This is a genomic window from Paenibacillus athensensis, assembly GCF_004514475.2.
GTDB lineage: Bacteria > Bacillota > Bacilli > Paenibacillales > NBRC-103111 > Paenibacillus_AL > Paenibacillus_AL athensensis.
In genome coordinates this window covers 1-12,890 of sequence record NZ_MYFO02000018.1, presented here as the reverse complement: position 1 = coordinate 12,890, position 12,890 = coordinate 1, and the positions used below count along the sequence as shown (strand labels likewise).

Below are 12,890 nucleotides of genomic sequence, written 5' to 3'. Positions count from 1 at the left end.
CGGATTGCCTATAATGACAGCGTAAATGAAATTGAGAATCAATATCATTCCTAATGAATATAAGGAGAGTTATTTCACATGTCGCGGACGTATGAGGAGTTGGCGGTGTATTTTGCCAATACGCCCATTGAGCTGTTTGGCGTGTACCGCACGTGCCTGGAAAGCAGCCGCATCTACAGCGGTCACGTTCACATTCCGACCTCCCGCTGCGCGGTTATTATTGCGCTGGAAGGAGCGGCGGAGTTTGTTTTCGACGAAACGGAGCGCTATAAGCTGAAGCCGGGCAGTGTGCTGATCGGTGGCGTGGGACGGCGTTTGGAAATGGCTTCGGGTGCGGGAGGTTTTCGTTATTGCTTGGCCCATTATTTGCCGATTGAAACGGGGCAAGTCAAGAATCAGCGCAAGCCGGAGGAAATTTCGGTTGTGGAGGCGGAGCTTGATCCCGAACTGCTGCGACTGGTGGATCAAATCGCGAATACCGCGTCTGCGCCCGATGTGATCGGCAAGCTGAATCAGCGGTCGCTGTTTTACCAGATTGTGGCCAAGGTACTGCAAGCAGAGCGCTATCAGCAAAATGCCGACAGCTATCCGATGATCGAAGATGCGATGCGTTATATGCAGGCGCATTTTATGGAGCCGCTGACGCTGGCTAGTCTTGCTGGGCGCTATCAGATGAAGCCGAAATATTTTTCGCATTTGTTTACCAAATTTACGGGGACGGGCCCGATCGAATATTTGATTCATTATCGGATGAACAAAGCGCATGAGTGGCTGTTGACGAAGCGGTTTTCCGTTTCGGCGGTGGCGCGTAGCGTCGGTTATGCCGACCCGTATTATTTTAGCAGGCTGTTTAAAAAATATAAGGGGGTTGCCCCCAGCCAGGTCGGCTTTGACAGCCGGGATGCTTGAGCGTCAACGCGCCGGGTGCTGCAAGCGATGAGTCGGGACGATGTGGAGCTGCAAGTTGGTTGGAACGTCCGGGCAAGGGCGTTGTCTGATCCTTGTATGCATGGATGTTGTTGTGTGCTATGGAAATTGTCCATGCAACTAGCGGGAAACTCTCTATTTTCGGAAAGCGAAGGTAATGGTAGGATTGTGATTGATATTGAGAATCATTATCATAAAATGCTGTGAGAAAAAGAGAGGGTGTCCTTTTACTATGAACAAGGATCGTCGAATTATATCATCGTTTGCTTGGCTTGCCGCGCTGCTCGGCATGATCCTGATGTTAAGCGCTTGCGCAGGCGCAGCGCCGGTAGAAAGGGGGGAAAGGCGAGTCCGGCTGTTGCGTCGAGTCCGTCGTCGAGCGCAATTCCGCAGGAGAAGGCGTCCGGCACGTTCCCGCGCACGATTGAAGCGGCTAACGGCAGCATTGTGATTCAGAAAAAGCCTGAACGCGTCGCTGTCGTACATTGGGGATATGTCGATTCGCTGCTGTTGTTTGATCTGCCTTCCGTCGGTTTGGCGCTGCCGTTTACGAAGGAAAATTCCTCGTTGAAAACAGAGGCGTACAAGCCGTTTACGGACAAAATCAAAGACATTTCCATCGTCGGCGAGAATACGGCTGTGAACATGGAAGCTTTGCAGCAATATGCGCCGGATTTGATCATTGCGGGCAATAAAGTCAACGCCGAGATAAGCGATCAATTGGCGAAAATCGCCACAACCGTCGTCATCGACGAAACCGCAACCGACGTGTGGAGCGATTGGCCGAAGCTGGTGACGAAGTTCGGAAAGATGCTGGGCCAAGAGCAGACGGCTGACCAGTTCATTACCGGCTATCAGGCGAAGGTGCAAGACGCCAAGGCCAAGCTGGCCGACGTCAAGGGCACCATAGCGTTCCTGCAGGTGCGGGATAATGCGATTTGGCTGGGCGGCACGAAGTTTTTGACCCCCTATTACGACAATGGGCTGGGATTTAAGGCGCCGGACAATTCGCTTATGACCGAAGGTGCCGAAATGTCGCTGGAGGGCTTGGCTGCCCTGAACCCGGATCATGTGATCCTCGGCTATTTCAACTATGAGGACCAGTCGAAAGCGGCGCTGCTGGAGGAATGGAAGAAAAATCCCGTCTGGCAAAAGCTGAAGGCGGTGCAAAATAACCAGACCTATGCGGTGAACGGCGCATTGGCGATGGGCTACGTTCCGATTGGCAATTCGTATGGCGTGGACGCCGTGTTGAAGGCTTTGAGCAAATAAATTTGCGGACTGTCTGCTAAAAAGAAAGCTGCCGATAAGCGCTGGGCGATAAATTCGTCCAGCGCTTAAATTGTTTGCTGAACTGCGAGACATCGTGGTAGCCGAGCCGCACAGCGACCTGCTCGACGGACAGCTCGCTGTCCATCAGCAGCAGCTTGGCCTGGCGCAGCTTGACCATGCTGAGGTATTGGCGCGGCGACATGCCGTAGGCGCTCTGGAACACGCGGCTGCAATGCGCCGCCGTGTAGCCGAGCCGCTGAGCGAGCTGCTCGATGCCGCGCTTGGCGGCGTCGGCGTCGGCTTCGCCAGCGTGCAGCACGAGCGCCTCGATGCTCGCGGCGAGCCGCCCGGCGAGCTCGGACGCGCTCGCGGGCAGTTTGCCGCGCGCGGCGGCCGGAGCACCGCCGTGGCTGCTGCCGGGGCGCGCTGCGCCGCCGGCGGCCGGGCCGCGGCTCGGCGGGGCGAGCGCGTCGGCTTGCGCGGCCGCGTCTGCGCGTGCGTCGCGCTCCGCCGCGTGCGTCGCGGCGTCCACGTCGCCGCGCCCACGCGCTGCGTCGCCCGCGCTCGCGCCCGTCGAGCGGTCGCCGCGCTCCGCGTTCCGCCCGCCGCCGCCCGCGGTCGCCGTCCCCGCTTCTCGCGCCGCCCCCGCGTCGCTGCGCCCCTGCGAGCGCGCTGCTGCGTCCGCGCGCAAAGCCGCCTCGCCGCTTGCGCCGCGCCCCGCGCCCGTCGCCGCCTCCGCCTCCGCGCCTGCCCGGCTCGCCGTCAAATAGCCGCTCAGCGCCGCGAAAAGCTGAAAGGACGCGTTCATCGTCTGCAGCCGCACAAGCTGCGGCTCGCCGTCCGCGTCCCGGATCGCTGCGAGCCACGCGTCGAGCGCCGGACGCAGCGCCGCGGTCAGCGGCGAATCTGCGCGGTACAGCACGCCGGCGAGCTGGTTGAGCTGGTGGCGCAGCCACGGATCGTCGACGGCAAAATGCAGGCACATGTACTCCATCGTGCCGCCCCCGGCCGCGCCCAGACTGGCGTGCTTCATGCCCGGCAGCAGCCAGAGCAAGTCCCCGCAACGCTGCTCGCGCTTTGTGCCTTCGACCTGCATCAGCTGAATGCCGTCCAACACAAGGTTGATTTCGTACAGCGAATGGCTGTGCTCCGGAAACGTCCAGCCTGCCCTGACCTTGCGGCGGTGCGCAGCGAACAAGCGAAACGACAGCTGCAAATCGGGCAGCATTGCTCCTTCAAGATGGCGGTGTTCCGCCGAAGCGGCATGGCGTTGCAGCTCGGCGTCGCGGGTAGGCTTGGACATGGTTGGCATCGCTCCTTGAACGAGATGGTTGCTTGCGGGAGTAGAAAGCTGGAAAGCGGCTGGCCGTCGGGAAAATCTCCATGCATCGTTGGTCCGGTTCCGTGGAAGTAGCGCCGATCCAGGGCCCGTCACCCTTCATAAAAGCGCTTGCACCCAAACGCGATTTTGCCCAAAACCCCGCTCGATTTGTCCATCGGCATTCCGCCGCCGCCGCCTTATGATGAAGCTATACGCTCCCATCAGAAAGGATGACCTGCTCATGCCCGACAATTTGTTTTTTAACGCTCATCATGCGCCAATCGGCGCTTTCGCCAGTTTTACGCTTGGCTTCCCCGGAGCCGCGGGGGGCTTTGATCTGGAGATCGGCCGCCCACCGCGGCAAAGCGTGTTTATCGGCCTGGAGAGCGCCGGCCAGCCCGGGCAATTCGAGGCACTGCCGTTCTGGGCGTCCGGCGACGACGAAAGCAAACGGTTTGATATCGAGAATCCCGATCCGAACCCGGACAAGCCGAAGCTTGTCCATCCGTTTGCACATAGCGACGTGCGCCGCGATTTTCGCGTCAGCTCCGATACGTGGACGGCAGGCGATCTGACGTTCCGGCTGATCTCGCCGGTGATGTCCGTGCCGGACCCGGCCACAGCCAGCGCCGAAGCGCTGCAACAAGCGCTGCTTCCAGCCATTCTCGCCGAGCTGACCGTCGACAATACGGCGGGCACGACGCCGCGCCGCGCCTTTTTCGGCTATCAAGGCACTGACCCGTACAGCGCAATGCGCCGGATTGACGATACACTGCCGGGAGCCGCAGGCATCGGCCAGGGGCGGATGACAGCGATTGTGTCGGACGATCCGCGCGTCCGCTCTGCGCTTCATTTTAGCATAGAAGATATCCTGACTGCCAAGCTGGAGGAAAATTTGACCTTTGGCCTAGGCACCGTCGGCGCGCTGCTGACAGAAACGCCGGCCGGCGAGAAACAAACCTACCGCTTTGCGATCTGCTTCCACCGTGCGGGCATCGTCACCGCGGGCTGGGACGCTTCCTATACCTATAATCGTTATTTTCCGAATATCGAAATCGTCGCGGCCTATGCGCTGGCCCACTTTGACGAGCTTGCCGCCGCTGGCGCCGCTGCTGACGCCCGCATTCAGTCTTCCGGCTTATCCGACGACCAGCATTTTATGCTGGCCCATGCGATTCGCGCCTACTATGGCAGTACGCAATTGCTTGACGTGGAGGGCAAGGCGGTCTGGATCGTGAACGAAGGCGAATACCGGATGATGAACACGTTCGATTTGACGGTCGACCAGTTGTTTTTCGAGCTGAAAATGAATCCGTGGACGGTAAAAAACGAGCTGGAGCTGTTCGCTGAGCGCTACAGCTACGAAGATCGCGTGCGCTTCCCCGGCGACGAAACGGAATATCCCGGCGGGATCAGCTTCACGCACGATATGGGCGTGGCCAACATATTTTCGCGGCCGCAATATTCCTCGTATGAGCTGTACGGCCTGACCGGCTGCTTCTCGCATATGACGCACGAGCAGCTTGTGAACTGGATTTTGTGCGCAGCCACGTATGCCGAGCAGACCGGGGACCGCGAGTGGCTGGAAGGGCAGCTGCCGCTTTTGCGTCAATGCTTCGACAGCATGCTGAATCGCGACCATCCGGACCCGACTCAGCGCAACGGCGTCATGGGACTGGACAGCACGCGGGCAATGGGCGGTGCGGAGATTACGACCTACGACAGCCTCGACGTCTCGCTGGGGCAGGCGCGGAACAATATCTACATGGCCGGCAAATGCTGGGCGTCCTATGTCGCGCTGGAGCGCATTTTCCGCGAGGCGGGAGAGGTGGAGCTGGCGGATCAATCGGCCGATCAGGCGCTGCGCTGCGCGCAAACGATTGTCAGCCACATGACCGAAGGCGGCTACATTCCGGCCGTGCTCGGCGAAAACAACGATTCGCGAATCATTCCTGCGATTGAAGGGCTGATTTTCCCGTACATGACGGGCTGTCAAGCGGCGCTTGATGCTGACGGGCGCTACGGGTTTTACCTGCAAGCTTTGCGTCGTCATTTGACAACCGTGCTCGTTCCCGGCACGTGCCTGTTTGCCGATGGCGGCTGGAAGCTGAGCTCGACAAGCAACAATTCGTGGCTGAGCAAAATTTATTTGTGCCAATTTGTCGCCCGTCATATTCTCGGCTGGCCTGAAGACGAAACGAGCGCCGCCGCCGATGCCGCGCATGTGCGCTGGCTGACACACCCTACGTTGTCCGTCTGGAGTTGGAGCGATCAGATCATTTCCGGCGAAATCACCGGCAGCAAATATTACCCGCGCGGCGTCACCGCCATTCTGTGGCTTGAAGAGCAACGCGCGAACGCGTAAAATAGAACGAGAGCAAAAGCTGCGAGCGGGCGCTATGCCGTATTTGCAGCTTTTTTGCGTCCGGCGGCAACTTTTGCTGCTGTGAATCGGTCTATTTGTAAGAGAGAGAAAAGGATAATAGCCAGGATCGATAGGCGAGGAGGACATTTACAAATGTTAGCAAAAAGTAAAGGCGCGCTCGCGCTGGCTCTAACGCTTGCGCTTTGCGCAGGCTGTGGTCAGGAAAGCGATACGGCGTCGCCGTCACCATCCGCAGCTGCCCCGACCGCGTCAGCCGAAACATCGGCAAACGGCGGCCAAACTCCCGCCGGGACGACCGCGCCGTTTGCTACGGCCCACGCCACGCCCAAGGCGAGCGAAATAGCCAAGCCGAGCGCCACGCCGCCGGCCAAGAACGATGCGGCGGGTGCATATGGCGACCTGCAGGTCGTTGCGCACCCTGAAAGCCTGGAGGTGCTGGTCAACAAGATGTGGGCGCTGCCGGCCAGCTATACGCCGGACGATCTGGTCTACCCGGACGTACCGTTCGTATTCAATGAAAAAAACGAAAAACGCAAAATGCGCAAGGAAGCCGCAGCCGCCCTGGAGCAGCTGTTTGCAGCCGCCAAAGACGACGGCGTGCCGCTGGCCGGCGTTTCCGCTTACCGCTCTTACGCTACGCAGAAGGCGTTGTTTGACAGCTACGTCCGCAAGGACGGGCTGGAAAAAGCCCGCACCTACAGCGCCGTGCCCGGCACCAGCGAGCACGCCACAGGTCTGGCGATCGATGTCACCGGCAGCGACGGCAAATGCGCAGCTACCGACTGCTTTGCCGGCACCAAAGAAGCCAAATGGCTCGAAGACCACGCCGCCGAATACGGCTACATCATCCGTTATCCCAAAGGCAAAGATAGCATAACCGGCTACCAATACGAGCCGTGGCACATTCGCTACGTTGGCAAAGACATCGCTCAGGCGGTTGTGTCCAAGGGCATCACGCTGGAGGAATATTTTAACGCCGTGCCGGTAGCCAAATAGGCCCAATCATAGTCGCATAACCGTTGTGCAGGGCGCGGTCTCGCTCCAAGGCGAAGCAGCCGCTGGCCCCCGTTCATCGCGCACTTACGATAAGCTCCCTTTAAGCAAATAGGTGTATGCCTTCAACCATTGCTTGAACGGGGGCTTTTTTCTTTGGGGGAACACTGGATTTTTCAGGTCTATTTTAAATCTGTATTGCGCGGGCAGGTTGCAATTGGTTCAACGCAAGCGGGGGGATTTTCTAAATGCTGATTCCATGCCTGTTCAAACTCCTTCGCCGTTGCCCATGTCCGTACTCCATGATCCGTTCCATCCCACCCGGAGATTTGTTGTATGGCTATCGCGCAAATATATTCTTTTAAGCCGTCATTGGGACTGCGGTCGATGAAATCATGCAAGAACGGAAGCGCATCATTGCCCAGATTGACGATCTTCTGAAAATAGGGATTCGTTTCAATACCCGCATAGGGATTGGAGCTTAGCGCATATTGGGCACCCCGAGCCCGCTCCTGATCGAATTGTACTTTTTATACTACAAGATACTTTTAAATTTTGGAATGGATTTTTGTTACTCTTTTTGAGAACGGGGAAAACAGATGCAACTCTTCGTGTACGTTCAGTCAATTATTCAAAATTTACGGTATGGAGCGATTACTTTTTGCAAAAATTGCCGTTTCCCCTCCGGTTGCCCGGGGATGGCTTCCACAATCTTTTCAGCTTCATGGACATACAAGCCTTGCACGACTCGGGTATATTCGATGCAGCCTGATTGAACAATCGCTTGCAAGCACGCTTCCTTCATTTCTTTTAAACGTTCGAGCGACAGCTTGCCTTCATAATATTCATAAAATACGGGATGCTGCTCCGAGCATTGATCTAACAAATACAGGATCGGGAAGGTTCGTTTTTTATCAAAAAGATCGCCTTTGACGTCAAATTGAATCAGGTCGTGAAGATCATTATGAAGCTGGGCGGCGATAGCCACATATTCGGCCATTTGATCTAATTGTAGCTTGGTGGTATCCTCGCAGGATTCCACGCTGGAGTAACCCATATAGAACGCAAGCTGCATAAGCGGAGCGGACTTTTGCAGAACGAGCGCTAAATAATCCTCCTCGGAGTGAATCGCTTGACCGCGGATGTCTTGATGTTGTCCATTGGCAGCACGCGTCAGCATGCGATGAATATCGCCATTCGCAGGCAAAGGCAGATGTGGGTGCTGTTCTCGAAGCTCGGCACATTCTCCTGTTACTGCAATGAGCAGCGCTGCCGCAGCGTTGAGCGCAATAGGAGTGGAAATGTTCATCCACGGTCTGCTAGTGTTATCTTGATCGGCCAAATCGTCCATCATATCCGATGCCAGCATCAACAGCTCAATATAGGCTGCCAATTTATCAATATAAGGGGATGAACCCTCAAGCATCTCATGTACCGTAAGCGTAATTTCCCCCCAAATGCTCTTACTCTGTATCTTGTCGTCCATACAAGCTTTTAATAAGTGATTTAACTCCTGAACGTGAAAATGTCGATCGATCACCTTGATCATTTCCTCAAGCAGCCGTTTATCCAAGATGGCTCACATCCGTATTCATTTGCATTTCCACAAATTTTTGAATGGCCTGAGACTTATTTTTAGCTCCCAATTTCTCGTAAATCCTTCTTAAATAATTGTCAACGGAACGCTTACTGGTAAAAAGATTTTCGGCAATCTGATCTTGCGTTTGTCCGTCTGTCAGCATAGCCATAATCTCCATCTCTTGCTTCGTTAACATCTCCTGAGCAGTGTGCGTCGACGCTAAGCGCAATTGCTGGAAAAATTCCAACGGAACAGCGGTTTGACCTTCCATGATGCAACGGACCATATTACGAAGCTTCTCGTCACCTGAATTTTTAGCTAAAATTCCACAAATATGGAGATCCAGCAATTCATTATATAAGGGCAGTACATCGATGCCTGTAAAAAGCACGACTTTGATGTGGTTTTTCATCGCGTGGATTTGCTTGGCAATTTCATACCCGGTCTGATCCGGCAGCTTAAAGTCCAGTAATACCAAATCTGGTTTGTATGTATTTACATACTCCAGGCAAATTTTACCCGTCTCCGCAATGCCGACAATTTGCACATGCTCCATTTGCTCCAAGAGAGTTTTGGTGCCGAAGGCAAACATCGGATGATCGTCAACGATCAATATCTTAAACGGTTCTTTCATCAAACAGAGCCTCCTTCATATAAGGGGAATCGTAATCTGTACCTGCACGCCTTGACCCAAAGCGGATTGTAGCTGAAAATCACCGTGAATATGGAGAATGCGTCCTCTCATTTGCTCAATGCCAATGCCTGAAGCACGTTTGGCGGATGATAACAGGGACAAAGAATCGAAGCCGATGCCATTGTCCTGATATTCGAGATAAAAATGCGTTTCGCTGCTGGTGCAGCTTACCGTTACTTTCGTGGCTTGAGCATGCTTTTTGCCATTATGCAGCAATTCTTGAACCACGCGAAACAGATGGCGCTTCGTTTCCAGACCTTTGCCTTCAATCCGTCGATCATCGTCGGTCATAAAAAACAATGCAAAGCTGCAAAGCTTGCTCTGCATATCCAGATAATTGGCGATTGTACTTAAAAGTCCTGCCGTATCGAGTGTAGGGGGATGCAGTTCAAAACAATTTTGCCTCAGCGTAACATTAACCGCATCCAGATGCTGAATAATATCATCAATAGGCTCTGTGTTGGTGTTGGCTGGAGCATGCGCTTGAAAAGCACGGAGCTTCCGCTGAATAAAAAAGATATCCTGCATCGTGGTGTCGTGCATATCGGCAGCAATGCGCATGCGCTCTTTTTCTTGCAGATCAAACATCGTCTTGCGGAACCAGAACAAGCTTTGACTTTCTTCTTCACTTGGCAACCGGGAAGCAAGCTCTTGCAGGCGCTACGTCAGCTTGCGAATCAAATATAGATTTTCCAGACTTGTCGCCAGATTCGAAACCACGACCTTGAGCCACTGCAATTCTTCCTTATGAAACAACGTATTCGTTTTCTTGGGGCCGAGAATCAAAAAGCTGGTGTACTCTTCGTGACGATTGATTTCATACACGGCGTACATTTGTTTCGTTGATGGCGTCGGATCAGTAAGAGCCTGTTTGATTTGCTCAGGTTCCATATCGCCTTCACTCATGATGTCAATATCATGCTCGTATTGGAAGACAATTGCGCCGCTTGCTACTTGAAGCGTACGGACGATATCCACGAGAATCAGTTCTTGTAGTTCGCGGAAACTTTGCAAATGGCTGAGGTCGTCGGCAATTTTTTTCAAAGTGAGTTGCAATCTATGCTTTCTTGGAAACAAAAATGCCTCAAAACCTGACATGATGGCTTCCAGCGAATACAACAATATGGAGATGAGCGTGACGGTAAATAAAAAAATGAAAATCACTCTTTGCCATGAAAAGGCATTTTGGAAAAGAGGAATGATAAAAATCATCATCATGGCGCTTGGAATTACCGCAATCACAAGGGCGGCCAAAACTCTGCGAAGGATGAGTTGAACATGATAAATCTTTTGGGCAGATAACAAATAAAAGAAGGATAACGGAAAAAATAACGTACACATTCCCGTAATATAGGGGGTAATCATAGCTTTGTTCCAGATTGCTTCGGGAAGAAAAGAGAAAAGAGCAAGCGGCATGAAGGAAATCATGAAAGAAGTCCAGACCGTCCTTACGATGCCGGAGAAATAAGATTGAGTTTTGCGGAATTTCATGTAGATGTAAATCAAAAAACCTACAACCATTAGGGAACCGGAAAGAAAGCTCACTCTTGTGATGACTTCATAGTAATAAAAATAGGTGTATGCAGGCAGCGATGTAAAGTAGGCAATACTCGGCAAGCTGACGAGTCCTATAAGTCCATAGCATGTGTATAAGAATTTATAAGGGAAATTCTGTTCACCTTTTTCATTGAAAAATACAATCAGGAAGTGTAAGAACAGGAACGGCAAAGACATTACGATGCTGGTAATTAAAATTTTTGCCAGTACATCGCCTCTCGGTGATGCTTCCAGACTCATAAAAGCCAGACCGCCGATGAAAAAAATAAAGGATAAAAAGCGGGCGGAGCGAGATCCGGAATGATCGAGATACAGCATAATGGCGATGCACAGACATAGTAATTCTCCCAAAAGGCTGTAGGCGAAGATAGAAAATTTTATTGTTGCCCCGTCGGTTGTAATCTCATAGGTGTGATGATTCCGGGAAATGAGGAGCTTGTTGGCTTGCTCAATTTGAGCGAAGTTTTTGACGGTAAAGAAGCGTTCAGGATCATGATCATCGATTTTTAAGATGACATCACCGATCTGTAAGCCCATTTGTAAATAAGGCACATTGGCCTCAAAATTTTTTACTTCCCAGTGATCGGCTTTCTTGGCAACGTAAATGCCCATAAATGGATAATGGAATGAGATGTAGGTAAACCAGAGCTGGCAAGTAAGCAAAATTGGGAGCAGTATCCATAATAAGCGTTTACTTTTCATCTGGCAGACTCCTTTAAGTTGTGTTATATTATTTTCCAAATTTAAATAAAAGAGGTGGTTTCAATGGATTCAACGATCTACTCCTCAGATTTGAAGCGCGTTTTCTCAAGCATCTGTCAAACTAATCGCTCGGAGGGATGGACGAAATTGCTAGACACGACATTTCTAAATCATTTTCAATTGACTTTGCAAGAGAAAAGCTTGCTTCACTCGATTTGTATGGAATCTAATCGGAGTGAATTAGAGAATGATCAAGTGCGCGCCACGACATGGTCGTGAGAGAAGCATCAGATTAACACTTGTTATATTTTACCTGATTTTACCTGATGCAACATCACAAATTTAAACTGCAACTTCTTGCAAGAATACTTGCATGTTGTTGCAGTTTTTTTATTTGTATCGAATCCAAGGAATTGGATACTGTTTGGGAATTTCTTTCTATTTCATGCGTCCGATTTGCAATAAGTTGCAAAATAATATGCAAACTTTTCGTAGAAATTATGCAATAAATTCCTTTCGACACAGCCGTATAATGTAAGCAAGCATCCGGGTGCTGAGACCATACAAAGGAGAATCCAATCATGAAGGACAAAACCATGAAGCGTTGGTGTACGTACGAGCTGTTTTATATCGAGCTGGCCGGTCGCAAGGTGGCGGATATCATTATTACGCGTCATGCCCGGCAGCGGTGGGTGGAGCGAGTGGAGCGGGAACAGGTCGGGGTGTACGAGATTTGTTCGTTTTTGTGGGATAAGCTGAAGCAAGGACGTCTGGCGTTGTATTACACGAACGAGCAGGACGTGTACGTCGTGGACGACGATTTGCTGCTGGTGGCGGAATTTGCTATGCATGATGCGGTGGATATTGCGGGCGGGCCGCTGTATAAAATGGTCGTTATTACGTTCCTCGGCCGGATGTCGGAGACTCTGGAGCTGCGCGATTTGCGGAGCTATTACGCATGGCTGCGCCATTCGCGGCGGATGACGTTGGTGAAGCATGGACGGAAGAGGCGTTAGGGGAGTTATATTAAATTATTTGACAAAAAAATAATCTATAATAATATTTCCTAAAAATGGATTTATTTAAGATAACAAAGGAGTGGTTTACATAATTCGTTTTTTAACAATTTCTCATGAAAAATTGTGTTAGTGGTATCTTCAATCATTGTGCGTTATAAAATAAATTATCGTGTTTTGGAGGAGAGATATGAATTGGAGTTGTCAACAAAAGTGCAGTTTGAAAACACACTCATAGAGAAATCTCGTTTCTACGCTGCCATTGACAGCATTCTTTCGCGATAAATGGCGGGGGGCCAGCCACCTGGATTAGAGGTATAGATCCGTCGCCTGTTGTAGTAGACCATAATATATCGGAAGATGATCGATTTCATCGCGGCCATCGGATAGCGCTCCGTGCGGATCTTGTACAGCTTCTCTTTCTTTAGCGTAGCAAAAAAGCT

At 52.1% G+C, this 12,890-nt stretch carries 11 protein-coding genes; 5 read left to right on the top strand and 6 right to left on the bottom strand.

All coding sequences use genetic code 11. From position 1 onward, the window contains the following. Positions 1–78: 78 nt before the first annotated feature. Positions 79–909 (top strand): AraC family transcriptional regulator, encoded by an 831-nt coding sequence (locus B5M42_RS23080; protein ID WP_134755924.1) that lies wholly within the window; start codon positions 79–81, stop codon positions 907–909. Between the two features lie 327 nt (positions 910–1,236). Further along, positions 1,237–2,199 carry an ABC transporter substrate-binding protein gene (locus tag B5M42_RS23075; protein ID WP_230633156.1) on the top strand — a complete coding sequence of 321 codons (963 nt, stop codon included), beginning with the start codon at positions 1,237–1,239 and terminating at the stop codon, positions 2,197–2,199. Between the two features lie 16 nt (positions 2,200–2,215). Here B5M42_RS23075 and B5M42_RS23070 read toward each other — a convergent pair whose 3' ends face one another. Continuing rightward, entirely contained in the window at positions 2,216–3,634 is a 1,419-nt protein-coding gene (locus B5M42_RS23070; RefSeq protein WP_230633155.1) for an AraC family transcriptional regulator, read from the bottom strand. A gap of 127 nt (positions 3,635–3,761) precedes the next feature. On the opposite strand from B5M42_RS23070, the gene B5M42_RS23065 reads away from it, so the two are divergent. Further along, positions 3,762–5,885: a glycoside hydrolase family 52 protein gene (locus B5M42_RS23065; protein WP_134757738.1), complete on the top strand. Its 2,124-nt coding sequence runs from the start codon at positions 3,762–3,764 to the stop codon at positions 5,883–5,885. Between the two features lie 153 nt (positions 5,886–6,038). Continuing rightward, positions 6,039–6,902 carry a M15 family metallopeptidase gene (locus B5M42_RS23060; RefSeq protein ID WP_134757736.1) on the top strand — a complete coding sequence of 288 codons (864 nt, stop codon included), beginning with the start codon at positions 6,039–6,041 and terminating at the stop codon, positions 6,900–6,902. Between the two features lie 628 nt (positions 6,903–7,530). Here the strand turns inward: B5M42_RS23060 and B5M42_RS23055 are convergent. Genes B5M42_RS23055 through B5M42_RS23040 form a run of 4 tightly spaced genes read right to left on the bottom strand, consistent with a single transcriptional unit; the run spans position 7,531 to position 11,431 of the window. After that, entirely contained in the window at positions 7,531–8,472 is a 942-nt protein-coding gene (locus tag B5M42_RS23055) for a polyprenyl synthetase family protein (RefSeq protein WP_134757733.1), read from the bottom strand. Beyond that, positions 8,465–9,112, bottom strand: a complete 648-nt coding sequence (locus B5M42_RS23050) for a response regulator transcription factor (protein ID WP_134757731.1) — start codon at positions 9,110–9,112, stop codon at positions 8,465–8,467. Before B5M42_RS23050 ends, B5M42_RS23055 begins: the two co-directional genes overlap by 8 nt. A gap of 15 nt (positions 9,113–9,127) precedes the next feature. Then, positions 9,128–9,808: a sensor histidine kinase gene (locus tag B5M42_RS23045; protein WP_134757729.1), complete on the bottom strand. Its 681-nt coding sequence runs from the start codon at positions 9,806–9,808 to the stop codon at positions 9,128–9,130. 24 nt (positions 9,809–9,832) lie between these two features. Next, the gene (locus B5M42_RS23040) at positions 9,833–11,431 is read right to left on the bottom strand and encodes a hypothetical protein (protein WP_134757727.1); all 1,599 of its coding nucleotides are present in this window, start codon (positions 11,429–11,431) and stop codon (positions 9,833–9,835) included. A gap of 581 nt (positions 11,432–12,012) precedes the next feature. Between B5M42_RS23040 and B5M42_RS23035 the strand changes: the two genes are divergently transcribed. Continuing rightward, positions 12,013–12,447 carry a hypothetical protein gene (locus tag B5M42_RS23035; protein ID WP_134757725.1) on the top strand — a complete coding sequence of 145 codons (435 nt, stop codon included), beginning with the start codon at positions 12,013–12,015 and terminating at the stop codon, positions 12,445–12,447. Positions 12,448–12,698: 251 nt separating this feature from the next. Here B5M42_RS23035 and B5M42_RS23030 read toward each other — a convergent pair. Beyond that, positions 12,699–12,890: IS3 family transposase (locus tag B5M42_RS23030; RefSeq protein WP_230632848.1), on the bottom strand; the 192-nt coding region annotated here is incomplete at its 5' end.